Here is a 26,563-nt window from a genome sequence, read left to right as displayed (position 1 = left end):
CCGGAGAATCCACCAGTGCCTGTCGAGTCCTCCACCCAATCGAGCACCGACTCCCAGACGAAGCGGCCCCGGCCCCGGCGTGGCGAGGGGCAGTGGGCGCTCGGCTACCGCGAGCCGCTGAACAAGAACGAAGAGAACAAGAAGAACGACGACGGGCTCAACGTCCGCCGTCGGATCATCGACATCTACTCCAAGACCGGATTCGACACCATCGACCCCGCGGACCTGCGCGGTCGTTTCCGCTGGTTTGGGCTGTACACCCAACGTGCCCCCGGTATCGACGGGGGCAGGACCGCGGTGTTGGAGCCCGAGGACCTCGAGGACCGCTACTTCATGCTGCGGATCCGGATCGATGGCGGGCAGCTGAACCTGGAGCAGCTGCGGACCATCGCCGAAATCTCCACCACCTACGGCCGGGACGTCGCCGATGTCACAGACCGGCAGAACGTGCAACTGCACTGGATCCGCATCGAGGATGTTCCGGAGATCTGGGAACGGCTGGAGGCCGTTGGCCTGTCCACCACCGAGGCCTGTGGTGACGCGCCCCGGGTGATTCTCGGTTGCCCGCTGGCTGGCGTGGCCGCGGATGAGGTGCTGGACGCCACCCCACAGATCGAACAGGTCTACACCGAACACATCGGTAGCCCCGAGTTCTCCAATCTGCCGCGCAAGTACAAGAGCTCCATCAGCGGCTGCTCGCACTACTGCACCAACCACGAGGTCAACGACATCTCTTTCGTCGGGGTGAGTGGCCCCGACGGCACGCCTGGCTACGACGTGTGGGTCGGCGGCGCCCTGTCCACCAACCCGATGTTCGGTCAGCGACTGGGAGCCTTCGTTCGCCCCGACCAGGTCAGTCAGGTGTGGGCAGGCGTGACCGCAATCTTCCGTGACTACGGCTACCGGAGGCTGCGCCACCGCGCTCGACTGAAATTCCTACTCAAGGACTGGGGCGCGGCCAAGTTCCGCGAGGTGCTGGAGAAGGAGTACCTCGGCTTCTCGCTGCCGGACGGCCCCGAACCGCCCATGGAACCGAACATGCGCCGCGACCACGTCGGGGTACACCCACAGCGGGACGGCAACTACTACATCGGCTTCACCCCGCGCGTGGGCCGCGTCAGTGGCCGCACCCTCGCCCACATCGCCGACATCGCCGAGGCGCACGGCTCCAACCGGGTCCGCACTACCGCCGACCAGAAGATGGTGCTGCTCGACGTCGCACCCGAGCAGATCGAATCGGCCACCACGGCACTGGAGAACGCAGACCTGGAAGTCAATCCCAGCTCGTTCCGGCGCCAGACCATGGCCTGCACGGGTATCGAGTTCTGCAAACTCGCGATCGTCGAGACCAAGCAGCGGGGTGCGGACCTCATCGCCGAGCTGGAACGGCGGCTTCCGGACTTCCCGGAGCCCATCACGGTCAACCTCAACGGTTGCCCAAACTCCTGCGCCCGGATTCAGGTTGCCGACATCGGTCTCAAGGGCCAGCTGGTGACCGACGCCAACGGCCAGCAGGTAGAGGGATACCAGGTGCACCTCGGTGGCGGGATGGGTCTGAACGCCCGATTCGGCCGCAAGGTCCGGGGACTCAAGACCACGGCCGAGGAGCTACCGGACTATGTGGAACGGGTCCTGCGTCGGTTCCTGGACCAGCGAGCCGACGGGGAGGCCTTCGCCACCTGGGTGACCCGCGCGGAGGAGGCAGACCTCAAGTGAGACACCCGCACACCGGTCGTTTCGCCCCACGGGAGGCCAACGATGTCTGAACGTGCTGCCCCCATGTACTGCCCCTACTGCGCCGAAGAGGACCTGCGGCCGCACGAGGGCGACGGGGAGCAGGGGTCCGGCTACGCCTGGGCCTGCCCGGACTGTGCCCGTGTGTTTCGCGTCAAGTTTCTGGGACTCCGTGCTGCCAGTGTCGCCAGCACCCCGCCCACCCCCGACAGTGACACGGAGGGTCCAACATGACTGTTGCAGTTGAGGGAACCGACCTGGAGGCCTTAGCGTCTCGGGCCGCGGCCGAGTTGGAGGACGCGCCCGCGACCGAGATCATCCGCTGGGCCACACAGACCTTCGCGGACGAACTGTGCCTGACCTCGTCGATGAGCGACGCCCTGATGGTGGATCTGGTGACGAAGGTACAGCCGGGTGTCGACGTGCTGTTCCTCGACACCGGGTACCACTTCGCAGAGACGATCGGGACCCGGGATGCGGTCGCCTCGATCTACCCGATCAACCTGGTCAACGTGGAACCGATGCGCACGGTTGCCGAGCAGGACCGGGACCTCGGCCCCCGTCTGCACGGGCGCAACCCCGAGCTGTGCTGCTTTCTGCGCAAGGTGGAGCCACTCCAGCGCGCCCTGGAGCCGTACTCGGCCTGGATCACCGGAATTCGCCGGGATGAGGCCGTGACCCGGTCGTCGGTTCGGGTTGTGGAGTGGGACCCGCGCCGTCAGATGGTCAAAGTAAATCCAATCGCGCGGTGGACACAGGACGATGTGGACACGTACATGAGCGAGAACGGTGTCCTCGTCAACCCCTTGCAGTACGACGGCTACCCCTCCATCGGGTGTGCACCGTGCACCCGGCGGGTGGAGGCGGGGGCTGATCCGCGTAGCGGCCGCTGGGCCGGAATGACCAAGACCGAATGCGGAATCCACCAGTGACCACCCGCGACCATCCCACACCCCTGGTCGCGGTCGCGCACGGCAGCACCGACCCGCGGTCGGCTGCGGCCGTGCACGGCCTGGTGTCGCGTATGCGCACACGACGTCCGGAGCTGGACATCCGGTGCGCCTATCTCGACCACGTGTCACCGGACCCGTTCCACACCATCAGCGACCTCGCTGCCTCGGGGGCCGGGGAGGTCGTGGTGGCGCCGGTACTGTTGACGTCGGCCTACCACAGCAAGGTGGATCTGCCCCAGGTGCTGGAACGGGTGCAGCACACCTACCCGTGGTTGAGGCTGCGGTACGCCGACACGCTGGGCCCGCACGCACTCCTCCTCGACGCGGTGGAGCGGCGACTGATCCGCTCCGGTGTTTCGGCGTCCCCGGACACCGCGGTGGTGCTGGCGGCCGCCGGGTCCAGCGACCCGGCGGCGAACCAGGTCATTCGGGACCTGGCCACTGCTCTTGAGGCACGTGCGGGCTGGCACAGCGTGACGGCGGCCTACGCTTCGGCAACAGAGCCCGGCCCCGCGGAGGCGGTAACCGCCGCCTACGAGCGGGGTGCCCGGCGAGTCGTGACCGCGACCTACCTTCTCGCTCCCGGGTTCTTTTCCGACCGCATCGAACGTCAGGCACGGTCCGCCGGAGCGTGGACCACAACCCCGACGTTGGGAGACTGCCCCGAGCTGGCGGAGCTGGCACTGCTGCGCTACGACGAGGCGCGGTCACTGGCCGGCCGTATCGGCGCCCCCCAATAACCGAACCCGATTCGGCGGTTGTGCTCCCGGCTGCCTACTGTGGACGCGTACACGCCCACGGGGACGTCGGAGGGAGCCCTCATGCCGGCAACACACGAGGTCCGCAATCAGCCACCTCCACTGGAGGAGTGTGGCTACAACCTCGCAGCGGAACCAACGCTCGTGGAGGCACTCGACCGCACGGTCGGCACGTCCACGAGCCCACAGCTCGAGGAGCTGGGCCGGCTGGCCGCCAGCCCCCGAGCGCGCAGTTGGGCCGAGCAGGCGAACACCGAGACCCCGGTTCTGCGGACACATGACCGCTTCGGGCATCGTCTCGACGAGGTGGATTTCCACCCCTCCTGGCATGTGCTGTGCGATACGGCCGTATCCCAGGGGCTCCAGGCGGCACCCTGGGCCCAGGACCGCCCCTGGGCCCATCTGGAACGTGCGGCCCGGTTCTACGTGTGGAGCCAGGTGGAGGGGGGACACGGATGCCCGATGTCCATGACCTACGCCATCGTCCCGGCACTGCGCCACTCTCCCGAGCTGGCCGAGCGTTACGAACCCCTGCTGTGTTCCACACGTTACGACTTCGGCCTTCGACCCCCCGAGGGCAAGCAGGGGCTTCTGGCCGGCATGTCCATGACCGAGAAGCAAGGCGGATCGGATGTCCGGTCCAACACCACTCGTGCTGTCGCGGCACCGGACGGTACCTTCCGCCTCACCGGACACAAGTGGTTCACCTCCGCCCCGATGAGCGACCTGTTCCTCACCCTGGCCCAGACCGAGGCCGGGCTGAGCTGCTTCCTGGTTCCGCGCGTCCTCCCGGACGGCACCCGCAACGCGATGTTCTTGCAACGCCTGAAGAACAAGCTGGGCAACCGGTCGAATGCCTCGGCCGAAGTGGAGTATGCGGACGCCGTGGGCTACCTGGTGGGTGACGCGGGACGCGGTCTGCGGGTGATCCTCGAAATGGTCAACTCGACCCGACTGGACTGCGTCCTCGGATCCGCAGCGGGAATGCGCATGGGCCTGGTCCAGGCTCTGCACCATGCAAGGCACCGGGAAGCCTTCGGTGGACCGCTGGTCGATGCGCCGCTCATGCGCAACGTCCTGGCCGATCTGGCTCTGGAGTCCCAGGCCGCCACCGCACTGGCACTGCGTCTCGCCGAAGCCGCCGACCGAGGCATCCAGGGGGACGAGGCCGAGGCCAATATCCGACGGATCGGAGTGGCCGTAGGCAAGTACTGGGTCACTAAGCGTCTGCCGGGCCACGCGGCAGAGGCACTGGAATGCCTCGGCGGCAATGGCTATGTGGAGGAGAGCGGCATGCCCCTGCTGTTCCGGGAGTCTCCGTTGAACTCGATCTGGGAGGGGTCCGGAAACGTCGCTGCCCTCGACGTTCTGCGCGCCATGGCCCGCAGTCCCGAGGTGGTCGAGGCCTACTTCACGGAGGTGGACCGCGCGCGTGGGGCCTCCGCGGTGCTCGACGCGGCGGTAAAGCAGCTGCGTGCGGACGTGGCGGATCCGCAGGATATGGAGTATCGGGCTCGCGACATCGTGGAACGTATGGCCCTGTGCCTCCAGGGAGCTCTCCTGGTTCGGCACGCCCCGGGCCCGGTCGCCGACACGTTCGTGGCCACCCGCCTGGGCACCGAGGGTGGTCACGCCTACGGCACGCTGCCCCGGTCGTCCCCCCGCAGCGGCACGGACGTCACCGAGGCGATCCTGGAACGCAGCCACCCCCGCACCTAGAACGTCTGCTGTGGCCGGGGTGGGCGGGGATGGCTGGAGTGCTCGCCTGGCGGGTGGCCTCGGCGGTCGCCCTGCGCCGGTCCGGCTGGCACCAGTATGTCCTTCGGGGCGGCCCTCCGCGGCCACAGCACTCCCGGAGGTGGCCGCAGGACCGAGTCCACCGCCCGTTGGCCCGTGGCGCGGGATTGTGTGTGGACCGGCCCGGGAGCGGCCTCCCGGGGGCCGCAACACCCTCCACACGCCCCGCCGACGGTGGGGCGACGGTGGTGGTCTCGCTGCGGGGGTGCCTCTCCTGTCGTGCCGGGACCACGCCATGTGGGGTGCCCACGCCCGTCCACCCCACACAGCCTGGTGTCGTGCCCCGCCGGCGCGGGGCACGGATGCCCTACCCTCGACACACGTGTCAGCCTCCCCAACGTTTCGCCAGCTCCTGCCCGCCGCCACCGACGAGGTGGATCTTGGTGCGATCTACGCCTACCCCGAAGAACCGGACCGCCCGTGGCTGAGGGCCAACATGGTCGCAAGTGCCGACGGGTGCGCTGTCGATTCCCGCGGCAGCTCGCGGGGACTCTCCTCGGCTGCCGATCGGACCGTGCTTGCCCTGCTCCGCGGGCTCAGTGACGTCATCCTGGTCGGTGCTGGGACGGCGCGAGCCGAGGCTTATCGTCCCGTCCGCGCCCGCCCAACATGGGAGCCACTACGCCGGGGACGCCCCGCAACGCCCCGCATTGCCGTGGTGAGCCGAACTCTGAACCTCCACACCGAACTGCTGGACGCGCCGGATGACGCCCGAACCCTCGTGTTCACGACGTCGCGGGCAGCCCCCCACCGAATCCGGAGCGTGGCCGAACGGGCGGAGGTCGTCGTTCTCGACACCGACGGGACCACCGGCGCCCACAGCGCAGACGACACGGTCACCTCCGGGGAGTCCGTCCCGATACCCGGTGTCGTCTCCGCGCTGGCGGAGCGCGGCCTGTACCGAGTGTTGTGTGAGGGAGGTCCCCACCTGCTGGGGGAGGTCACCTCCAGCGGGCTCCTCGACGAGCTTTGCCTGACCCTGAGTCCCGTGCTCTGTGGCCCCGGCGCCCTGCGGGTGATTGCCGGAGACACACCATCGGGCACCCCGGCCCCTCAGGGTCTGGACCTCGCTCATCTACTCACCGCAGACGGGACCCTGTTCGCCCGGTATCGGCGGGCCGTGGAGGAACTCACCCCGGATTCGGACGCATGATCTCCGGAGGATCCGGATATATCGGTCCATAGTTCCAGTTCCCGACCGAGGGTCACGGTCACCCCAACGGCTGTGTGGCTGCCTCTCGGGATCGGAACCGCCGGACGTGGCTGTACTGACCGTACTCACCGTGGAGGGCCCCGTTGCGCACCCCGCCGTCGAGATCCGGCCTCGGGGCTGACTCGCCCGCGGTGGTACGCACCGGGCGAGAGGATACCCCCAGTGCCGACATCCGAGGACGAGACAGGTCCGATCTACCGTGTGATCGCTGACAAGCTGCGAAAGTCCATCATCACCGGAGAGCTGGTGGACGGGCAGCGTGTTCCAGGGGAGAACGAGTTGATGCGCCGCTACGGAGTGGCGCGTGCCACCGCTCGCCAGGCGTTACGAACCCTGATCGATGAGGGAATCGTCACTCCCGTCCGTGGTTCGGGAAACTTCGTGCGTTCCTTCCGGCCGGTACGACGGCACGCCCCGAAGCGGTTGTCCGCCGAGTTGTGGGGCCGGGGCCGTCCCATCTGGGACGCTGACGCCGGGGATCGAACGGTTGAGGTCGACAACGTCTCGGTGCGGGAGGTGCGTCCGCCCGAACACGTGGCGCGAGCACTCGACCTGCCCGAGTCCGCCACGACCGTACGGCGCCAGCGCCGCTACCTCGTGGACAACCGTCCCCTGCAACTGGCCACCTCCTACCTGCCGGCCGAGTTGGCCCGCGGGGATGGGGCGGTACTGACGGCCGTGGACACCGGCCCGGGAGGCATCTATGCGCGGCTTGACGAACTGGGGTCCGCCCCCGCCCACTTCACCGAGGAGCTGCGGGTACGGATGCCTGGCCCGCACGAGGCCGAAGCCCTCAGCCTCGCCCCGGGAACACCCGTCATCGAGGTGGTGCGGACTGCACTGACCGCACACCAGCAGGCCGTCGAGCTCAATGAGATGGTTCTGGACGGCTCCGCCCATGTACTTGCCTACGACTTCGACGCCTGACGTCGGGGCCGGGCCGGCCCCGACGTGCCACACCGCGGGCTGGGGCCGGCTACCGTCCTTCACCCAAGGACCGTCGCCGGGGTGCGCGAGCGTCGCGGCGAGCGCCGAACACCAGCGCCACCATCACCAGCAGGAGCACGCCGACCACGACAGCCACCCCGGCAACCAGGACATCCTCGGGAGCGGTGAGCATCCAGTACGCAACCCCGTAGCCCAACCCGGCCGCCAGCGTGAGCGCTCCGAGTGCCACCACGGTGACCAGTGTCAACAGTCCAGCATCGGTGAGGGGGCGCGGTCGCACGCTGGCGAGTGCGGCACCGACGGGACGCGCGCAGCGCGCGATAGCCCCGCCCGCGACCCGACTCCAGCGACGGGCCACAGTCCGGGCGGGCTGAAGTTCCGCACCGAGCCGGTCCAGACAGTAGCCCACCCAGAGTCGCCAGTAGAGAATACGGCCGACGCGCAACGGTTGTCTGTGTCCAAGCGGCTGGCGATACGAAACAAGCATGGTCACTTCCCCACCACAACGTGACGCATACGGAGGGGACTGGCGCCGAACCAGCCCCGTACGGACCCTCGTTCGGAGGCCTACCCAGCACCAAGGGCACGGAACGTCGCATTTCGGAAAAGCCGGTGTGATGCTTCTGTTTCCAACGTTGGCCCACCCGGGGGATACGTTGGTGGACACGGACTCGACCGGGGACGACGGGGAACGACTCCGCGAGAACGGGAGACAGGCGGTAGCGTCGGTGGCATGGACGATGCACAGGTCAGCGAACAGGAATGGCGGCAGCGCCTCGACGCACAGGAGTACGCGGTTCTACGCCAGGGTGCGACCGAAGCGCCGTGGAGCGGCCGCTACGTCGCGACGAAGACCGCCGGGGTGTACCGCTGTCGAGCCTGCGGCGCGGAGCTGTTCCGGTCCACGGCCAAGTTCGAGTCCCATTGCGGCTGGCCCAGTTTCTTCGAGCCCGCGTCCTCACCTGCGGTGCAGCTGCACGAGGATCGGTCCCTTGGCATGATACGCACGGAGGTCCGCTGCGCCCAGTGCGACTCCCACCTGGGGCACGTGTTCCATGGCGAGGGCTATGACACGCCCACGGATGACCGCTATTGCATCAACTCCATAGCCTTGACACTTGAGGAGGAATCCTAGGGCCTGTTTGATGGGTGCAGCTCACTCACCTATCACCAGCCGAACCGGTAGGGCCGTGCACCGTGGTCGACGCCTGCGGGCCAGCCGAGCCCTGCTGGCCCGACCGTGGAAGGAGGAATTGCCGATCCCCTCCCAACGGACGCCAACGCGGACCGGATGGTGCATGGGAACGCCGGGCCGCTGCCCGGCGGGACGTGCGGCCACCAACCAGCCTCCAACCCCACATCCCGTTCCTACCCGCTCCGGACTCCCGCCGTTTCCCGCTCCGGGGACCGAGCCAGCGAGGACTCCGGCCCCACCCAAAGGTTGCTGATGACCGACGCCACCCCCTCCGGGCCCGCCAACCGCGGCGCCACGACGTCCGTCTCCCGGTTCCGTATGGCGCGTGGATCTGCCGCGTGGCTCCTGCCTGCCTGGGGTGCCACCGCCGCGGCGATCGTGGCGGCACGCCGATCCCGTACCGGCCGGCTGCTGGCACTTCCAGCTGTTGGGGCGAGCTGCGCGCTGACCTGGTTCTTTCGTGATCCGGTTCGGACTCCCCCGCCCCAGGGGATCCTCTCGGCCGCAGACGGCACTGTGCAGAGTGTGGAGGACCAGGGCGACGGACGGACCCGCATCGCGGTGTTCATGAGCCCACTCAACGTGCATGTCAATCGCTCCCCCCTTCCGGCCCGGGTGCGTGAGCAGGTGCACCACCCCGGGGGCTACCGCCCGGCCTTCGACAAGGACAGCGAACGCAACGAGCGCGTCGTGTGGACTCTGGAGACGGAACGGGGACCGGTGACACTGGTACAGATCGCCGGGGCCCTCGTGCGTCGCATCGTGCCCTACGTTCGCCCCGGGGCGTCGGTGTCCGCGGGCCAGCGCATCGGATTGATCCGGTTCGGTTCCCGCGTCGACGTGTACCTGCCCGTGGGAGTGGAGCCAGCCGTACAGATCGGACAGCGCGTACGAGCGGGAGAGACACGCCTTGACCGCGACTAACGAAGATCTGGCGGCGCCCGCCGCCGGTCCGGAGGACGAGATCACGTCGCAGCCACGACTCCGTCTCGGGGTGGCTGACTACCTAACGCTGGGCAACGCGCTGTGTGGATTCATGGCTGTGTGGCAGCTCACGGCAGCTCAGGTGGGCCAGGTGTCCTCCGGGGTGGTGGGCCCGCTACAGCGAGAGGCCGTGGCCACCGCCGTCATCCTGCTGTTGCTGGCAGCCGCCTGTGACGTCTTTGACGGCCGGGTTGCCCGAAAACTCGGCGGAAGCGGCATGGGAGCGGAACTGGACAATCTGGCCGATGTCATCAGCTTCGGGTTCGCACCGGCGTTCTTCGTCGTCACCTGGGGCGGACTCGGGGGGGACTCTCGGGGACTGCTGGCGATCGGAGCCGGAGCCGCGGTTCTGTTGGCGGTGGTGGTCCGCTTGGCCCGGTTCTCCTGCCAGTCACCGGGAACGGACTACTTCACGGGGCTGCCCAGCCCCTTCGGGGCGATGGCGGTCGTCACCATCGTGCTGCTGCAACCTCCCCTGTATGCAGGACTTGCGGCGATTCTGGCCGTGGCCTGGCTGATGGTCAGCCGGATCTCCTACCCGAAGCCGCGCGGGCGACTCGCCTATGGTGTCCTCACGGCCATCCTGCTGGGGGTGGGACTCCTGGCAGCATGGGCGCTGAGCCTGCCGCTCGGCGACATTCTCCTGTACGCCGGGGCGGGGCTGGTGTTGGCGATGGTGGTCGCGCTTCCCTTCTACGTGCTGGCCACCCGCCATCACGGCGAGGACGATGTGGTCGAAGACGAGGACGAGGCACCTCTGGGAATGCAGGGCGACGACCCGGACCCAGCCACAGCCTGACCAACTAGTTCCCCGGGGCCGGCCCGGGGAACTCACGTGTCGCGTCGGACTGGCTCGCCGTCGCCCCCAGCCGAGGTTGGCCTCAGGGCAGGCGTGTTACCAGCTCGCCCACCTCGGTGCGACGTCCCGTGAAGAACGGCACCTCCAGACGCGTGTGTCGTCGGGCCGCCGCACCGCGCAGATGCCGCATGAGATCCACGATCCGGTGCAATTCGTCGGCCTCGAATCCGAGGAGCCACTCATAGTCGCTCAGTGCGAACGAGGAGACGGTGTTGGCCCGCACATCCCCGTAGCCGGCAGCCATCCGTCCGTGTTCGGCGAGCATGGCGGATCGTTCCTCGGCGGGGAGAAGGTACCACTCATAGGACCGGACGAAGGGATACACGCACAGGTAGTCCCGAGGCTCTTCCCCAGCGAGGAACGCGGGCACGTGTGCCCGGTTGAACTCAGCCGGGCGGTGTATCCCCATGGCCGACCAGACCGGAGTCAGCATCCGGCCGAGGCTGGTGCGACGCAACTCCACATATGTGCGTTGTAGATCGTCGGGATTGGACGCGACCCACCACACCATGAGGTCGGCGTCGGAACGCAATCCCTGGACGTCGTAGACACCACGTGTCGTCACGCCCGATGTGGAGGCCTCGTCGAACAGGGTGGCCACCTCCGCGCCGGCCTTGACCCGGTCGGCATCGGCCCACGCGCTGAGGTCGCCAGCCTTGAACACCGACCACATGGTGTAGCGAATGAGGCTGTTGAGCTCTTCGGGGGACGTATTCTGCGCGGACGTGCTGCCCTGCGCCGATTCGGTGCTCATGTGTTCCTCCCCGTGGTTGCGGATGGTGACTCGTTGGCCCCCGTGGTGGTGCCGGTGGGACACCGACCGGCGACCTCCTGAGCCGTGGTTCGGGCATCGGCCACACAGGCGGCGATGCCAACCCCGTCGTAGCTGGCACCGCAGGCCCCAAGCGCGGGATGCTTGCGCAGCCGCGCCCTGATTTCGCGGACTCGTTCCAGATGGCCGACGTTGTACTGGGGCAGTGCCCCACCCCAACGCGTGACGTGGCTGTCGACCGGGACCGCGTCGAGGCCGCAGAGTTCCCGGAGATCATCGACGGCGGCGGCCACCAGCTCCCCGTCTGGCCGTTGCAACACCGCCTCCTCCCCGAGCCGCCCGACCGAACAGCGCACCAGCTCCAGTGGCTCGTCATTGCCAGCCACCGTGTCCAGCTCTGCGGCCAGCCAAGGCCACTTGCGGCTGCTGAACGTCGCGGCCTTGATGGTTCTCCCCTCGGCGGGGGGAACCAGGAACCCGGATGCACGATGTCTGCGGGGAAGGGCAGAACGGGGGAACGCGAGGCTCACCACGGCCATACTGGCCGTGGGAATCCCCGACAGAATCTGGGCCGCGGCGGGATCCTGATCTGCCAACAGTCGCGCCGCAGGGATCGCGGGGCAGGCAAGGATCACACCGTCGGCATCGACCTGGTGGGCTGCGGCCGCGGAGCCCACAGTGAGTGTCCACCGGCCCTCCTGGCGGCGGAGTTCACGCACCGTGGCCCCGGTCTCCAACCGCACTTCGGGGTCGCTGCGCAGGGTGTTCTCGAGGGTGGCCACGAGATGTCCCACGCCTCCCCGCAGCGAGGCGAACACGGGCCCCGAGGCCGCAGCACGCGCGCGCAGAGCCGCACGGGCGCTCGCGGCAGCCGAGTGTCCGGCCCGGGCCCCATCCGCCAGCTGCGGAACGGTGGCATCCAGGGAGAGGTCCGCGGCGCGGCCTGCATAGACCCCTCCCAGAAGCGGCTCCACCAGCCGGCTCACCACCTCGCTGCCCATTCGGTGGGCGACGAAATCACCGACCGACTGGTCCCGATCCACGGCGGAGAACCACCGCAGCCGCTCCACCGCGGCACGCACCACACCTCGCGGGGAGACGATGCCGCTGCGGGCCAGGGGCAGCAACCGTGCGGGCACCCCCATCACCTGGCCGGCGGGCAGCGGTCGCAGAGCACCACGACTGTAGACCTGGGCGGAAAGACCCTCCTCCGGGTAAGTTAGGTCGGCGCCGATTCCCAGCTCCTCGATCAGGGTGCGGGCCTCCGGACGTCGAACCAGGATCGACTCCGCTCCGGTGTCAACACGGACACCTCCGAGGTCGGTGCTGGCGATCTTGCCACCGACACGTTCGCTCGCCTCGAGAACCGTCACGCTCAGGCCACGACACCGCAGCTCGTAGGCAGCGGTCAGGCCGGATATGCCGGCGCCCACCACCACGACGTGGCGGCTCCCTGGGGCAGCGGCGGCGCCGGTACTCACGGATGTGTCCTGGTCCATGCGACCAGCTTTCCAGACTATTGGCGGTGGGCGTGTCCGGCCCCGGGGTCGCTCTCGTCACGCTCCGCAGGGAGCGGGATGGGATGTGGACGGCGAAATCCCGTGAGACGGTCCAACCGGCCATACGCTCGACGACTGTGGTCGCGGCCCGGCCTGGTGCGGACCTGGTGCACCACAGGGTGGACTCAGCGCGCGGTCTCCGTGTGGACCAGTTCGGTCAGACGCGCTACCACGTCCGGGTCCGTCTCCGGCAGCACTCCGTGCCCAAGATTGAAGATGTGTCCCTCGGTGGGTTCGGCGTCGGCCAACACCGCCCGTGCCCGCTCCTCGACCACCTCCCACGGTGCGAGGAGCACCGCCGGATCGAGGTTGCCCTGAAGCGCGGTGTGTGGCTGTACCCGTTGGGCAGCCGTGTCCAGGGGAACCCGCCAGTCCACACCGACAACATCTGGCCCAGCCTCACTCAGCAGCCCCAGCAGTTCTCCGGTACCAACCCCGAAATGGATCCGTGGCACCTCGAGAGAACCCAGCTCACGGAAGATGTGCTTGGCGAACGGGAGGACCGACCTACGGTAGTCTGCGGCGCTCAACGCGCCGACCCAGGAGTCGAAGACCTGGACGGCGCTGGCTCCCGCAGCGACCTGGGTTCGCAGGAAGGCGATGGTGATCCCCGAGAGGCGACGCATGAGGTCGTCCCAGGTGTCGGGGTCGCTGTACATCAGTGCTTTGGTGCGTTCGTGATTCTTGGAGGGCCCACCCTCGATCAGGTACGAGGCCAGGGTGAACGGCCCACCGGCGAATCCGATCAGCGGTGTACTGTCCAGTTCCGAAACCAGCTCTCCCACGGCCTCCGTGATGTACGGGATGTCGTCGGGTTCCAGCTGGCGCAGCTGCGCTACCGCGTCGGGTTCCCGGATCGGCTCGGCCACCACGGGTCCGATCCCCGGCTTGATGTCCAGGTCAATCCCGATCGCTCGCAGTGGCATCACGATGTCACTGAACAGGATGGCGGCATCGACGTCGTACCGGCGGACGGGTTGCAGCGTGATCTCTTTGACCATGTCCGGTCGTGCGCACGCGTCCAGCATGGGAACGTCGGCTCGCAGGCTGCGGTACTCGGGCAGCGAACGGCCTGCCTGGCGCATGAACCACACCGGCGTGTGGGGTGCGGGTAGACGCCGGCAGGCGCGGAGGAATGGAGAGTCGTGCAGGGTCACATATCCGATCGTGCCATGCCGCGGGGACCACTGCGTCCGTGCTGTGTCCGTCGGTCGATCCGACGTCGCGAGAGGATCACGAAAGCCCGACACGCCGGGGCTGCTGCATCGGGCCGGTGCGCGAACGTGCCACCGTCGGGATGGTGCCGGACCCCATCGCGCTCGGATGGGTCCGGTTCGTCGTGTCAGCCACCGTACGTGCGTGTGCACGCACCCGAGTGAGTAAGGTCAAGATCCCCATCATGCCCCCTCCCGGTAAGGCCGAGGACGTACCGGCAGAGTTCCAGCAAGCCTTGGCCAGTCTTGAGGCGCCCCAGCTTCGACCCGAGGTTCGCATCGAGGAGATTCCGGCTCCGCGACGACTCGCACCACACGCCGCCGCATGGTCCGGCGCGGTGCACGTCGACGGGGACGATGTCGCGTTGGGGCGGCTCATCGTCCTGTACGACCCGGACCAGTCCCGGGAGTGGCCCGGCCCCCTGCGGATCGTCGCCTATGTGGGTGCGGAGCTGGAGTCGGAGATGGCCGCCGATCCGCTTGTGGGCGAGGTCACCTGGAGTTGGTTGACCGAAGGGCTGTCCACCCACACCGACGGCCAGCAGGCGCTCAGTGGAACAGTGACCCGCGCCACCACGGAGGGGTTCGGGACGAAGGCCGACCAGTCCACCTCCACCGAGGTGGAGTTGCGTGCCTCCTGGACCCCGGTTTCGGTCGAGTTGTCCGGACACATGGCGGCTTGGCTGGAGGTGATGTGTGCCATTGCCGGCCTCCCACCGATGGACGTGAGTGACCTCGACCAGCGCAGGAGTCGAGCCTGAGGGGCTGTCGTCGGGCGTCTGCGTTTCGAAGTGGTGGCTGTGGTGTGGAGTGAGCGTGGTGTGGTGGTCGACACTGGTTCCGGCGTGTCTGGGAGTGGTGCGCAGATCGGACCAGGACTTAACGTGGATCTGTGGCCAACGCGCTGAACTCGACCGACAACCAAGCCGAACCGGCCGGCCGAACCCCGGCGGAGGTGCCCCCGGCGCCAGTCCCGGATGCCGGCGACACTGGCTCGGCGCAGTCCGGTGCGGATTCGCCGGTGCTGGCGGCCCCACGAGAGGGAACTCCGGCCGTGATCTCCCAGACGCGGCAGCTCACCACGGCCGCCGACCGCCTCGCCGCGGGGCACGGCCCGTGGGCGCTGGACGCGGAGCGCGCCTCGGGATACCGCTACGGCCAGCGGGCCTACCTGGTCCAGCTGCGCCGCGCCGGCGCGGGAACAACGCTGATCGATCCGGTTGCCTGCCCCGATCTGTCGGAGATCGACCAGGCAATGTCGACGGATGAGGTTGTGCTCCACGCAGCCCACCAGGACCTGCCGTGCCTTGCCGAGCTGGGCTTGCGTCCCAACGCCCTGTTCGACACCGAACTCGCTGGGCGTCTGCTGGGGTACCAGCGGGTGGGGCTGGCGTCCATGACCGAGCACCTCCTGGGGGTCGGGCTGGCCAAGGAGCACTCTGCGGCCGACTGGTCCGCCCGTCCGTTGCCCGAGGACTGGCTGCGCTATGCGGCTCTGGATGTCGAACTCCTGGTGGAACTGCGCGACGCCCTGGAGGCGGAACTACGTGCCGCCGGGAAACTGGACTGGGCCCGTGAGGAGTTCGCGGCCGTTCTCGCTGCTCCACCGCGTCCACCGCGCAGTGACCCCTGGCGGCGCACGTCGGGGATCCACAAGGTGCGGAGCCAGCGGGGGCTGGCCGCGGTTCGGGAATTGTGGAACGAACGGGACCGGATCGCCCGGGACCGAGACCTCTCCCCGGGGCGAGTCCTCCCGGACGCCGGGATTGTGGCGGCGGCTTCCCAGATGCCCACGTCGCCGGGGCAGCTCGCCGCGATGAAGCACTTCACCACCCGAGGGGCGCGCCGGCACTTGTCCACCTGGTTCGCGGCGGTGCGACGCGCCCGCACCATGGCCAGCACGGAGCTGCCGCAGCCCAATCCGCCGGGTGACGGCCCGCCCGCGGGCAATCGTTGGGCCGAGCGGGATCCCCAGGCCGCAGGACGACTCACGGCGGCTCGGGGGGTGGTAAGTGCCGTTGCCGAGGAAGTGTGCATGCCAGCGGAGAACGTGGTCCAGCCGGACGCGGTGCGGCGCCTCGCCTGGGACCCTCCCCAGCCGGTGGACCCGGAGACCGTGGCTGCCCAGCTCCGTCAACACCAGGTTCGACGCTGGCAACGCGAGCTGTGTGCCACGCGGCTCGCTGCGGCCCTCCGCGAAGCAGAGCAGCAGGGCTAGACCGGCCACCATCCCCCTCGGCCCCAACCTCCACGGGGGCGTGGTGTAACTCACATCCAACACACCCGCGAATCCGACAAAAACGGCACGCTCGCGGATTAATGTTACAGAATCGTTTTGTTCACGACGGTGGTTGTCCGCGGTCCTCCGCAGCATGCAGCCGTTCGGATCGAGTGGGGGTGAGTGATCGTGGTATCGGCAGTGTGGGACGCGGTTAAGCGAGCCAGTGGCCTCTCCGGCCTCCTTGCCCGTCCCGCCAGTACCGTTCGCAGTGGTGCCACGGTGCCACCCCCGGTAGCGGGAGCGACACCTTCGGCTCGGGCCGCCTGGCTGGAACAGACCCTCCAGGAGTACGTCACCACCCTGGGGCCGCAGCACCATCGCAGCATCGCCGCGCGCAACAATCTCGCCGCCAAGTACGCGCAGGTGGGGCGACGCACCGAGGCGATCTCCCAGTTCGAGCGGGCCCTTGAGGACTCTGTGTCCGCACTTGGGGAGGACGACCCCCAGACCGATGTGATCCGCGAGAATCTCGCGGGAACACTCGACGACGCCCGGCGCTACGAGGAAGCGACCCACCACTGGCTGGAACTTCTGCGTCAGCGTGAGCAGCGCTTCGGGCCACGGGACGTCAGCACCGTGCAGGCGCGCGCGGGACTCGCGACCGCGTATCGCAGAACCGGTCAGCTCGATTCTGCGGTAACCCACTTCGAGCGGGCTCTGGCCGACGATCCGGACCCCGGCGGTGAACGGGTAGAGAGTCTGCGCGTGGGACTGGCTCTGGCCCATCGTGCGTCCGGACGCTTCGAGACCGCCGCACAGCAACTGCGCATGGTGCAGGCACAGCGGATGCGGCGTCTGGGGCCACGGCATCCCGACACGTTGTCGGTGCAGCTGCACCTGGGGCGGCTGCAACTCACCGCGGGCAGGTTCGCCGCGGGAACCCGGACCCTGGAACAGGCCTATGGGGAAGCGCTGACCGCATCCGACGACCCCGACGTTCGGGTGCTGACGATGCGTCTGCGCCGGGAGTTGGCCCAGGCCTATCGCGCGATGGGACGAGAGCGGGCCGCGGCAGCACTGCGCTAGCCGGGTCTGTCCTGCACGGTGCAGGGCAGACCCGAGTCGCGTGGTCGGGGTCCATGGCCAGGTTTTGACGCGCTCTGCGGTGACAGGACGCCGGCTGGTGGGTAGGAGACCGGGCACGCCAGACCCGACAGCGCAGCCAGCGCAGTATCCCGAAGAAGGTGACAACGATGCGAGCTGAGGTCGGTGACCAGCTTCAGGTTCAGGGACCCACGGTCGGCCAGCCGGCCCGCGTCGGCACTATTGTGGACGTCCGCGGCGAGGACGGGGATCCCCCGTACGTGGTGCAGTTCGAGGACGGCCACGAGAACCTGATCTACCCGGGTCCGGACGCGATTATCCATCCCCGGCGCCCATTGGACGACGAGATGTAGGGCTCGCTACGCCGGCATGGCGCAATGCCGGTGCCCTGGACCGCGCCATGCGGGCCTAGCTACTGCCCGTGGCCCCGTTCCGGGTGGTCGTGACGGGCCCGCATCCACTCGAGAAGCAGCGACACACCCGCGGGGTCCGCTCTCGGACGCTCTCGCCCAGCGGGTCGGGCACACCCGCTGTCTGGCTGTCCTTCCGACACCCCGCTCTCCTGCTCGCATCAGTGGTTACTGGCGAGTAGCATTGGGGGTGTCACCAACCGACTCATGTGAGTAAGGAGGCGCGATCGTGCCGCGAACCGCCCGCGACGTCGTCTTCGTCGACGGGGTGCGAACCCCGTTCGGCAAGGCCGGCAAGGGCCTCTATTCCGAGACGCGTGCCGATGACCTGGTCGTCCGGGTCATTCGCGAGCTCATCCGCCGCAACCCCGGGCTTCCCCCGGAACGCATCGACGAGGTCGCCGTCGCGGCCACGACGCAGATCGGAGACCAGGGCCTGACCATCGGCCGCAGCGCGGCCGTGCTGGCCGGCCTTCCCAAGACCGTCCCCGGCTTCGCCATCGACCGGATGTGTGCCGGAGCCATGACCGCGGTCACCACCACCGCCGCGGGGATCTCCTTCGGGTCCTACGACGTTGCCATCGCCGGCGGTGTGGAACACATGGGGCGGCACCCCATGGGTGAGGGGGTCGACCCGAATCCCCGGTTCCTCGCCGAGAAGCTCGTGGATCCCTCCGCTCTGGTCATGGGCAACACCGCGGAGAACCTGCACGACCGCTTCCCCAGCATCACCAAGGAGCGTGCGGACGCCTACGCCCTACGCAGCCAGGAGAAGACCGCCAAGGCCTACGCGGACGGCAAGATCCAGCCCGACCTGGTGGAGATGGCGGTGCGCTCCATCGAGGAGGGCTACGGCCTGGCCACGACCGACGAGCCGCCCCGACCGGAGACCACCCTTGAGTCCCTGGCCGGTCTGAAAACTCCCTTCCGTCCACACGGCCGGGTCACCCCCGGAAACGCCGCTGGTCTGAACGACGGGGCCACCGGGGCGGTCATCGCCGCCGAGGACGTGGCCGAGGATCTCAACCTCACCCCACGTATGCGCCTGGTGGACTTCTCGTTCGCCGGAGTCGAACCCGAGGTCATGGGCGTCGGCCCGGTTCCGGCCACGGAGAAGCTCCTGGAGCGCAACGGCCTGAGCATGTCCGACATCGGGCTGATCGAGATCAATGAGGCTTTTGCCGTGCAGGTGCTCGCCTTCCTGGAACACTTCGGTGTCGCCGACGACGACGCCCGGGTCAACCCCTGGGGTGGAGCAATCGCCGTGGGACATCCGCTGGCCTCGTCCGGAGTGCGGCTGATGACCCAGCTGTCGCGCCTCATGGCGGAAAACCCCGACGTGCGCTACGGCCTGACCACCATGTGCGTCGGTATGGGCATGGGCGGAACCGTCCTCTGGGAGAACACGAACCACAAGGGGGCCAAGTGAGCAGCCAGCTCGAGCAGGCGCAGGAGCTCTTCGCCGACGAGGTCGTCACCCACGCGCACGCCCGCGATGTCCAGCTCCCCCACGGGGCCGGCACCGCGGTGCTGATCACCTTGGACAACGGCCACGACCACAACAAGCCAAACACCTTCGGCCCGGCCAGCCTGCGCAGCCTGGAGCAGGCCGTCGACGCGGCGCTGGCACGTGCGAACGCCGGCGAAATCCAGGCGATCGCGCTCACGGGCAAGCCGTTCATCTTCGTGGTCGGGGCCGACCTCAACGGCATGCCCAAAATCTCGGAGTGGTCCCAGGGCCACGCCGTGGCCAAGTACGGGCACGATGTGTTCCGTAAGCTCGGTGAGACGAATGTTCCAACATTCGCGTTCATCAACGGCGCCGCGATGGGTGGCGGGCTCGAGGTCGCCCTCCACTGCCACTACCGCACCGTCTCCAGCGGTGTTCCCGCCGCTGCCCTCCCGGAGACCTTCCTCGGTCTCATCCCGGGCTGGGGCGGAACGTATCTCCTCCCCCGGCTCATCGGTGCGGAGAAGGCCCTCAAGATCATCGTGGACAACCCGCTGGCCCAGAACAAGATGATCAAGGGCCCCGAGGTCCGGGAACTCGGGATCGCCGATGCCATGTTCGAGCCAGCCGACTTCCTGGAGGAGTCGCTGCGCTGGGCCGCGCAGGTCATCAACGGCGACATCACCGTGACCCGTCCCGAGGTTGATACCGGTGAAGCCTGGGACCAGGCCGTGAACCTCGCTCGGTTCACCGTCGAGGGCAAGCTCCACGGCGCGGCGCCAGCTCCGGCTCGGGCCATCGAGCTGATCGCCGAGGCGAAAAACCGCGACGCCGACGCCGGCTTCGCGGCTGAGGACGAGGCCCTGGCCGACCTGATCATGACCGACCAGCTCCGTGCCGGCCTCTACTCCTTCGACCTGGTGCAGAAGCGTGCCAAGAAGCCGGCCGGTGCCCCGGACAAGTCGCTGGCCCGCCCCGTCACCAAGGTCGGCGTGGTGGGCGCCGGGTTGATGGCCGGACAGTTGGCCCTGCTGTTCGCCCGTCGCCTCGAGGTGCCGGTGGTCCTGACCGACCTGGACCAGGACCGCCTGGACCAGGGGGTGGCCTACGTACATGGTGAGATCGACAAGCTGCACGGCAAGGGGCGGATCAACAGCGACAAGGCCTCGCAGCTCAAGGCACTGGTCTCCGGGTCCCTGAGCAAGGATGCCTTCGCCGACGCGGACTTCGTGATCGAGGCCGTGTTCGAGAAGATGTCCATCAAGAAGCAGGTCTTTGCCGAGGTCGAGGCCGTAGTCAGTCCCGAGGCGGTCCTGGCGACCAACACCTCCTCGCTGTCGGTGACCGAGATGGCAGCGGACCTTAAGCACCCGGAACGGGTCGTGGGATTCCACTTCTTCAACCCCGTCGCGGTCATGCCGCTGTTGGAGATCGTGCGGGCCCAGCACACCGACGATGCGACCCTTGCCACCGCCTTCGCCACCGCCAAGACGTTGAAGAAGACGTCCGTGCTGGTCAAGGATGCACCCGCGTTCGTGGTCAACCGACTGTTGACCCTGTTCATGGGAACCGTCCTCGGTGCCATCGAAGAGGGGACCGACCCCGAGGTCGCCGACCGCGCGGTGGCTCCCCTGGGGTTGCCGATGAACCCACTGCTGCTGACGCAGTTGGTCGGTCCGGCCGTGGCCCTGCACGTTGCGGAGACACTCCACGAGTCTTTCCCGGAGCGTTTCCACGTTTCGGAGCAGCTGCGTGCGGTCGTGGACGCAGGGCACACGGAACTACTCAACTCGGATCTCACGCTGAAGGACGAGGTTCGTAAGCTGTTCTCCGGGGGTGACTCCCCGCTGACCGAAGAGCAGATTCTGAACCGGGCGTTGGAAGCACTCGCCCGTGAGGTTCGGATCATGCTGGACGAGGGCGTGGTGGCCGAGCCGGCGGACATCGACCTGTGCCTCATCACCGGCGCGGGCTGGCCGTTCCACCTGGGGGGGATCACTCCCTACCTGGACCGCAGCGGCGTCTCGGAACGGGTCAACGGCCGTCGTTTCCACGGCGAGCAGCTCAAGGCCCTCTGAACGAAACGGGCCGGGGCGGGACCCAGGCTGACCCCAGTCGCAGTCCGCCCCGGCACGCAGGACCGGACGGCCCCGGGTCCCACTCCCCCTCCCGCCCGGGGCCGTCCGCCGGGTGCGGGTCGGGGCGGCCCACCCCACCCGGACCGTCGACCGCGGTGACACCCAGGGGGCCGGTTATCCTGTCAGTCGACGCACGTGCGTAGACACGTCGAATGCAGGCAGAGAGCCCTGTCGAGGGGGCAGGCACGGGTGCAGGTCAACAACGCGGATGCGGCACCGCCCGCACCGACACGGCGCCGCCGGGTACGTGCGGCCACGGTCACCGAGATCAAGCAGACCGCTCGTCAACTCCTGGTGGGGTCCGGGGCCGCGGGCGTGTCCCTGCGGGCGATCGCCCGGGAGATGGGAATGACCGCCCCGGGGCTGTATCGGTACTTCAGCGGGTTGGAGGATCTCCTCGAAGCCCTTCAGGTGGACTGTTTCGAGGAGCTCACCGCCCATGTACGTGCGGCCATCGCCGCCTGCCCGGACCATGATCTGGATGGGCAGACCAACGCCGCGGCACGGGCGTTCCGTGAGTGGGCCACCCAGTTCCCGGCGGAGTTCACACTGTTGTTCGGACCCGAGTCCGGACACCACAGCGCATGTCCGGAGGCTGGTCCGGCCCGGGATGCTGGGGAGCGTTTCGGTGCCGTGTTCTTCTCGCTGTTCTATCGCATCTGGGCCGAGCAACGCTTCGTTCCGCCGCGGCCGCAGACGGTCCCAGACGGGCTCAAGCATTCGCTGGCCCCCTTTGCCGAGATCGCTAGTTGCGGTCAGGATCGACAAGTTCCGGTGGAGGCCATCCGAGTGCTGGCCAGCGTGTGGGCGCGGCTGTACGGGCTGATCTGCATGGAGGTGTTCCACCAGCTGGACTATGTGGTGCGGGACATGGGGCCCCTGTTCGAGGCCGAGCTGCGGGAAATCCTCGAACTTGTCGGGGTCGAGTACCGCACTCCCACATGTGATCACGACTCCGGCTAGGGCGTACGGCGCCAGGGACGATCTCAGTGGACGAATCGCCCAGGTGACCTTCCCCGCTCCGGCTGATACCCACCCGCCCCAGGTCCTCCCCCGCTCCGGGCCGGCGCGGTATCGTCGCACCGCCACGGGTTCGGCGATCGTCACCTTCCGCTGCCCGCTGGCGATGCCTGCGGTCCTGGTGCAGTTCATGGGCGCCAGAAGTGGCTCCACTGCGGGAATGTAGGAGTGACTCCGGGGCAGCGCGGGTGATGAGGAGCGCGCTATTGGTGTGCTTCCTCAGCGCGGTGCGGGTAGGTGGCTGGTCGGTGTGGAGGTCGTGTCGGCTGGGCCGTCGACTTGCTGGGATACGACCAGGAAGGCCGTCAATCCCCCGACAGCGGCGCTTCCTACGGCCAGGACGACGGCGTCGACCATGCTCGTGACCACTGGGAGAAACACGAACGGAGCGAACGTTCCCCAGGCCAGGCCGGCCACGGTGATCGTCCGCCGCAGCCGCACGCGCAGCATGCGGAGCCACGCGCTGTGCAGCCACGCGGCGAGGGTGAGGAGGCCCAGGAGCAGTAGGGGCCACAGGAAGACCTCCCCCCAGCCGCTCCCGGTGTCCTGCACGGCCAGGATCCCGAACAGTAGTATCAGCCCGCCATAGGTGAGCAGCACGGACGTGAGCACGGTCAGAATGGTGACGCTCGCGGCCGTGCCCAGGGCCGCACCGGGACGGGGCGTGGTTGCGGGCGCGGGGGTGTGGCGGGTGGTCGGCTCGGGCGGGGTGGGGTGTGCTCCAGTCTCGGACATGGGGACAACGCTACTGTTCGGTCCGGGACGCGGGCAGAGTTGCCGGACCCAGATGCGGTGAGTATCCGTACCTACCGCGGTCGTTGTTGCGTCTGGCTCCCACCAGAGCAGGTCCCGGTCGGGCGATCGTGGTGTCTGTGCTTATGCGCCGGTACGCGCCGTGTCGGCCGCCGGCGGCGTCGCGCCCTGGGGGCGCTCTCCCGCACGACGGCCAGCGGGGGCGCGGGGGCGCGGCGCATCGAGGGCATCCCCACGGCAGATGCACCGCCTTCCGCCACACGGCCGGCGGGGTGTGTAAGGGTGTTGCGGCCGCGGGAGGCAGCTCCCGGGGCCGGGGCGCACACAGCCCAGCACCCCGGGCCAACGGGTGAGGGTGCTGTGGTCGTGGAGGACCGCCCCTGGAGGACGCGCTGATCCAGCTAGCCTCGCGCCTCCCGACACGGATGACCACACCGCACCTCGGCCACCGCGGAGACTCTTCCTGGCCAGACGGCGGCACCGCAGTGCGCCCCAACCCCGCCGGCCACCCCCTGCAACCCGGTGGCGACACCCCCGGCGGCGCCCCCCACACACTCCGCTCGCCGCTGCGCCGAGGGACGTCCCGAACGGGGCCGGGACACTCCCGCGCCCCCTGCCCGCTCGCCGCCACGCGGGAGACCCCCCACCGCAGGGATGTCTCCCCCAGGCCCACCCCGCCCCCACTCCCGCTGGCCGTCGTGCGGGGGAGCGCCCCGGAAAACAGCACACCACCGGGACTACCACGGCGCGACGCCGCCGGCGGCCACCACGGCGCGTGCGGACACGGAATCACCGACACCACGATCCCCCGGCCAGGCCTCAACACCGAGCACGAGCCTGGCCCCCCGATGGCAGGCACCCCACCAACGGCCACCACCGCGGCGATGTTCACGATGATGCGGCCGTGATGCGGCCGTACAGTGCCGGGGCCACCACCGGCCGAGCCCACTGGAAGAGTGCCCGGAACGCCTCCGACCTCACGTTCGACGGCCGCCTCACCCAACACGCGGATGACCAGGAAAAATGGTGACACCGCACACGGGACAGCCCCGAATATCGCGGCCGTCCCGGCCGCTGCGGGACCGTGCGGGTTTGTGGCAGGCCCTATGTCACTCCAAAGGTGTAGCTGGAGGTGTGGGTGTAGGTCTGTCCGGGACGCAGGATCACGGAGGGGAAGTCCGGGCAGTGCACGGCGTTGGGAAACTGTTGGGGTTCCAGACACAGGGCTGCGTGCGGCCCGTAGATCTGCCCGTTCTTCCCGGCTGTCCCCGCCGGTAGATGGTTGGCCGAGTAGACCTGAAGGCACGGTTGGTCCGTGGCCAGCCGCATGCTTCGCCCCGATGGGGGATGCGTGAGGATCCCTACCGTGCGTGGGCTCGTGTTGTCCCCGTCCAGGACCAGGTTGTGGTCATAGCCGTCGGGACCGGTGGGGGCGGCGAGGTCTGCGATCCGCTCCCCCAGCCGCCGGGGGCTGCGGAAGTCGAGTGGCCCCCCGGATATCGGCTCCACGTCTCCCGTGGGAATCAGGTCGGCTCCCACCGGTGTGTATGCCGAGGCCGCAAGTTCCAGTTGGTGGTCCAGTACCGTGTCCGCCCCCGCACCGGCAAGATTCAGATACATGTGATTGGTGAGATTGACCGGACCGGCCGCGTCTGTGGTGGCTGCGTAGTGGATCGTGAGCGTGGTGTCCCGGACCGTGTAGGTGGCCCACACCGACAGGGTTCCCGGATACCCTTCCGTCCCGGCTGGGGAGACATGCTGGAACCGTACGCTGGAGCGGTCTCGCTCCACGAGTCGCCACACCACCCGGTCCAGGGACTGCCGGCTCCCTCCGTGGAGGTGGTTCGGCCCTTCGTTGGCTGCGAGCCGATAGCTGTGACCGTCCACAGCGAACCACGCGCCGGCGATCCGATTCGCCACCCGGCCGACCGTGGCCCCGAAGTACGCGTTGGCTGGACCCTCGTATCCGGCGACGGAGTCGAATCCCAGCAGGACGTCGGCACGTGTGCCGTCCCGGTCCGGGGCCCAAAGCCCCACGAGTGTGGCTCCGTAGTCGGTCACCTGTACCGTGAGCCCATCGTCGTCCGACAGGGTGATCACCTGGGTGTTCTCGCCGGTGGTGGTGATTCCGAAGTCTCGTACGGTCACGTGCACGCCTTCCGATGTGTAGGGAAATGTCTACTGCTCGGCCACCGCACCTGTGCTGGTGCTGCTCAGGCGGGCTCGGTGGCCGGGACGGGAATCTGGCCGCGCTCCAGGGACTGTACGGGCATGGACGCGCCGCCTCGGGCCGCCGCGGTCAAGCCCAGGGTGGACAGGTGGATACGGGTGTCGTGGTGCTGGGCGGCGAACACCCCGGAACGCAGACGATCGTTCGCGGCCGGCAACAGCCAGGGCCCCAGGGGAACAAAGTATCCGCCAAGGATGATCGCCTCGGTGTCCAGCAGGTTGCACACGTGCGCCGCCGCATTCCCCAGCCAGTGCCCCGCCTCGTCGAGTACGGCCACCACGTCGGCGTCTCCGGACTGTGCCCGGCGCACGGCTTCGTGCACAGCCCCGGCGAGCTCCCTGGCCGCGAGCGGGTCCGTCGTCCGAACCCGGTCCGGAACTGCTCTCCGTAGAATCGCTTCGATGCCGGCCAGGGCTTCCAGACAGCCCTGGCGTCCACACGCACACCGCGGACCATCCGGTTGCATCGCAATGTGCCCGATCTCCCCGGCATAGCCGTGCGCCCCCTGCAACAGGTGACCTCCGCGGAGGATCCCAGCGCCGATACCAACCTCACCCGTGAGGTAGACCAGGTCCTGCGTCCCGGCCAGATGCCCGTCCCGGTATTCGGCCACCACGGCCAGACTGGCGTCGTTGTGCACGAGTATGGGCGCCTCGGCCAGTTGGGAGCAGGAACCGGAGGCGTTTCGCAGCTCCGCGGCCAGTGGCACGTCACTCCAACCGAGGTTGGGTGCCCGCCGCACTGTCCCCGCGTCGTCCACGAGTGCAGGCACGGCCACCCCCACGCCGAGCACTCTCCGCCGGGCCAGCCCCGGCTCGCTCATTCCCGATGCGATCACCTCGGCCAGACGGGCGAGGGTCTGGTGCGGACCGGAGCTGCGGGTGTCGAAGGTGACATGGCGGTGGAGCAGTTCCCCGCCCATCAGATCCACAGCGACCAGGGTGAGGTAGTCGACGTTGACCTCGACTCCGAGGGCAGCCACGAAGCGGTCGTCCAACCGGAGCATCTGGCCGGGACGTCCCACTTTGCCCGTGGTAGATGTCCCTTCCTCCCGCACCAACCCATGCGAGGTCAGTTCCGCGACGAGACTGGAAACGGTGGCCCGGGTGAGGCCGAGCTCACTGGCAACCTCGGCGCGGGAACAGGGTGCGCGACGCCGGACGACGCCCAGAACCTGTCCCAGGTTGCTGGCCCGGATCGCGCGCTGGGCCGTGCTGTACCGCGTCAACGAAACGACGCTCCCCCCTTGTC

At 68.5% G+C, this 26,563-nt stretch carries 24 protein-coding genes; 17 read left to right on the top strand and 7 right to left on the bottom strand.

The window, feature by feature from the left end; all coding sequences use genetic code 11:
- The first annotated feature begins 15 nt into the window (after positions 1-15).
- From RIF23_RS01045 to RIF23_RS01015, 7 genes are all read left to right on the top strand, one after another.
- A complete protein-coding gene (locus RIF23_RS01045; protein WP_310910384.1) occupies positions 16-1,716 on the top strand; it encodes a nitrite/sulfite reductase in 1,701 nt (566 codons plus the stop codon).
- Between the two features lie 42 nt (positions 1,717-1,758).
- On the top strand, positions 1,759-1,968 hold the full coding sequence (locus tag RIF23_RS01040) for a hypothetical protein (RefSeq protein ID WP_310910383.1): 210 nt from the start codon (positions 1,759-1,761) through the stop codon (positions 1,966-1,968).
- Positions 1,965-2,666 carry a phosphoadenylyl-sulfate reductase gene (locus RIF23_RS01035; RefSeq protein ID WP_310910382.1) on the top strand — a complete coding sequence of 234 codons (702 nt, stop codon included), beginning with the start codon at positions 1,965-1,967 and terminating at the stop codon, positions 2,664-2,666. Before RIF23_RS01040 ends, RIF23_RS01035 begins: the two co-directional genes overlap by 4 nt.
- Positions 2,648-3,427 (top strand): sirohydrochlorin chelatase, encoded by a 780-nt coding sequence (locus RIF23_RS01030; protein WP_310910381.1) that lies wholly within the window; start codon positions 2,648-2,650, stop codon positions 3,425-3,427. The genes RIF23_RS01035 and RIF23_RS01030 overlap by 19 nt, the downstream gene beginning before the upstream one ends.
- An 81-nt stretch (positions 3,428-3,508) precedes the next feature.
- Entirely contained in the window at positions 3,509-5,164 is a 1,656-nt protein-coding gene (locus RIF23_RS01025; protein WP_310910380.1) for an acyl-CoA dehydrogenase family protein, read from the top strand.
- A 400-nt stretch (positions 5,165-5,564) separates the two neighbouring features.
- Positions 5,565-6,395 (top strand): dihydrofolate reductase family protein, encoded by an 831-nt coding sequence (locus tag RIF23_RS01020; RefSeq protein WP_310910379.1) that lies wholly within the window; start codon positions 5,565-5,567, stop codon positions 6,393-6,395.
- Positions 6,396-6,617: 222 nt separating this feature from the next.
- Positions 6,618-7,382, top strand: a complete 765-nt coding sequence (locus RIF23_RS01015) for a GntR family transcriptional regulator (protein ID WP_310910378.1) — start codon at positions 6,618-6,620, stop codon at positions 7,380-7,382.
- Positions 7,383-7,431: 49 nt separating this feature from the next.
- Here RIF23_RS01015 and RIF23_RS01010 read toward each other — a convergent pair whose 3' ends face one another.
- The gene (locus RIF23_RS01010) at positions 7,432-7,890 is read right to left on the bottom strand and encodes a hypothetical protein (RefSeq protein ID WP_310910377.1); all 459 of its coding nucleotides are present in this window, start codon (positions 7,888-7,890) and stop codon (positions 7,432-7,434) included.
- Positions 7,891-8,136: 246 nt separating this feature from the next.
- On the opposite strand from RIF23_RS01010, the gene msrB reads away from it, so the two are divergent.
- The 3 genes from msrB to RIF23_RS00995 all read left to right on the top strand — a co-directional run bounded on the left by msrB (position 8,137) and on the right by RIF23_RS00995 (position 10,381).
- Positions 8,137-8,538: a peptide-methionine (R)-S-oxide reductase MsrB gene (msrB, locus tag RIF23_RS01005; protein WP_310910376.1), complete on the top strand. Its 402-nt coding sequence runs from the start codon at positions 8,137-8,139 to the stop codon at positions 8,536-8,538.
- A 312-nt stretch (positions 8,539-8,850) separates the two neighbouring features.
- Positions 8,851-9,522: a phosphatidylserine decarboxylase gene (locus RIF23_RS01000; RefSeq protein WP_310910375.1), complete on the top strand. Its 672-nt coding sequence runs from the start codon at positions 8,851-8,853 to the stop codon at positions 9,520-9,522.
- Positions 9,509-10,381, top strand: coding sequence for a CDP-alcohol phosphatidyltransferase family protein (locus tag RIF23_RS00995; RefSeq protein ID WP_407659347.1), 873 nt, complete (start codon positions 9,509-9,511; stop codon positions 10,379-10,381). Before RIF23_RS01000 ends, RIF23_RS00995 begins: the two co-directional genes overlap by 14 nt.
- A gap of 82 nt (positions 10,382-10,463) precedes the next feature.
- On the opposite strand, the gene hemQ is transcribed toward RIF23_RS00995, so the two are convergent.
- The 3 genes from hemQ to hemE form a co-directional block, all read right to left on the bottom strand.
- Complete coding sequence (gene hemQ, locus RIF23_RS00990) at positions 10,464-11,195, bottom strand: hydrogen peroxide-dependent heme synthase (RefSeq protein WP_310910373.1); 732 nt, start codon at positions 11,193-11,195, stop codon at positions 10,464-10,466.
- Positions 11,192-12,712 carry a protoporphyrinogen oxidase gene (gene hemG / locus RIF23_RS00985; RefSeq protein WP_310910372.1) on the bottom strand — a complete coding sequence of 507 codons (1,521 nt, stop codon included), beginning with the start codon at positions 12,710-12,712 and terminating at the stop codon, positions 11,192-11,194. The genes hemQ and hemG overlap by 4 nt, the downstream gene beginning before the upstream one ends.
- A 185-nt stretch (positions 12,713-12,897) precedes the next feature.
- Positions 12,898-13,866 (bottom strand): uroporphyrinogen decarboxylase, encoded by a 969-nt coding sequence (hemE, locus tag RIF23_RS00980; protein WP_310911197.1) that lies wholly within the window; start codon positions 13,864-13,866, stop codon positions 12,898-12,900.
- Positions 13,867-14,171: 305 nt separating this feature from the next.
- Here hemE and RIF23_RS00975 point away from each other — a divergent pair, with 305 nt between their 5' ends.
- From RIF23_RS00975 to RIF23_RS00945, 7 genes are all read left to right on the top strand, one after another.
- Complete coding sequence (locus RIF23_RS00975) at positions 14,172-14,747, top strand: DUF3000 domain-containing protein (RefSeq protein ID WP_310911196.1); 576 nt, start codon at positions 14,172-14,174, stop codon at positions 14,745-14,747.
- 131 nt (positions 14,748-14,878) lie between these two features.
- The gene (locus tag RIF23_RS00970) at positions 14,879-16,204 is read left to right on the top strand and encodes a ribonuclease D (protein ID WP_407659346.1); all 1,326 of its coding nucleotides are present in this window, start codon (positions 14,879-14,881) and stop codon (positions 16,202-16,204) included.
- A gap of 189 nt (positions 16,205-16,393) precedes the next feature.
- Positions 16,394-17,293, top strand: a complete 900-nt coding sequence (locus tag RIF23_RS00965) for a tetratricopeptide repeat protein (RefSeq protein ID WP_310910371.1) — start codon at positions 16,394-16,396, stop codon at positions 17,291-17,293.
- A 167-nt stretch (positions 17,294-17,460) separates the two neighbouring features.
- Positions 17,461-17,664 carry a DUF1918 domain-containing protein gene (locus RIF23_RS00960; protein WP_310910369.1) on the top strand — a complete coding sequence of 68 codons (204 nt, stop codon included), beginning with the start codon at positions 17,461-17,463 and terminating at the stop codon, positions 17,662-17,664.
- Positions 17,665-17,950: 286 nt separating this feature from the next.
- Positions 17,951-19,150 carry a thiolase family protein gene (locus RIF23_RS00955; protein WP_310910368.1) on the top strand — a complete coding sequence of 400 codons (1,200 nt, stop codon included), beginning with the start codon at positions 17,951-17,953 and terminating at the stop codon, positions 19,148-19,150.
- Positions 19,147-21,249 carry a 3-hydroxyacyl-CoA dehydrogenase NAD-binding domain-containing protein gene (locus RIF23_RS00950; RefSeq protein WP_310910366.1) on the top strand — a complete coding sequence of 701 codons (2,103 nt, stop codon included), beginning with the start codon at positions 19,147-19,149 and terminating at the stop codon, positions 21,247-21,249. The genes RIF23_RS00955 and RIF23_RS00950 overlap by 4 nt, the downstream gene beginning before the upstream one ends.
- 249 nt (positions 21,250-21,498) lie before the next feature.
- The gene (locus RIF23_RS00945) at positions 21,499-22,272 is read left to right on the top strand and encodes a TetR/AcrR family transcriptional regulator (RefSeq protein ID WP_310910364.1); all 774 of its coding nucleotides are present in this window, start codon (positions 21,499-21,501) and stop codon (positions 22,270-22,272) included.
- Between the two features lie 276 nt (positions 22,273-22,548).
- Here the strand turns inward: RIF23_RS00945 and RIF23_RS00940 are convergent, their stop codons facing one another.
- From RIF23_RS00940 to RIF23_RS00930, 3 genes are all read right to left on the bottom strand, one after another.
- Entirely contained in the window at positions 22,549-23,064 is a 516-nt protein-coding gene (locus RIF23_RS00940; protein ID WP_310910363.1) for a hypothetical protein, read from the bottom strand.
- A gap of 1,122 nt (positions 23,065-24,186) precedes the next feature.
- Entirely contained in the window at positions 24,187-25,230 is a 1,044-nt protein-coding gene (locus RIF23_RS00935; RefSeq protein ID WP_310910362.1) for an aldose epimerase family protein, read from the bottom strand.
- 65 nt (positions 25,231-25,295) lie between these two features.
- On the bottom strand, positions 25,296-26,540 hold the full coding sequence (locus tag RIF23_RS00930; RefSeq protein WP_310910361.1) for an ROK family transcriptional regulator: 1,245 nt from the start codon (positions 26,538-26,540) through the stop codon (positions 25,296-25,298).
- Between the last annotated feature and the right edge of the window lie 23 nt (positions 26,541-26,563).

It is taken from the genome of Lipingzhangella rawalii, from assembly GCF_031628175.1.
Classification (GTDB): Bacteria; Actinomycetota; Actinomycetes; order Streptosporangiales; family Streptosporangiaceae; genus Lipingzhangella_A; species Lipingzhangella_A rawalii.
Note: the sequence above shows the minus strand (reverse complement) of the source record. Positions and strands in the feature narration are given on the sequence as shown.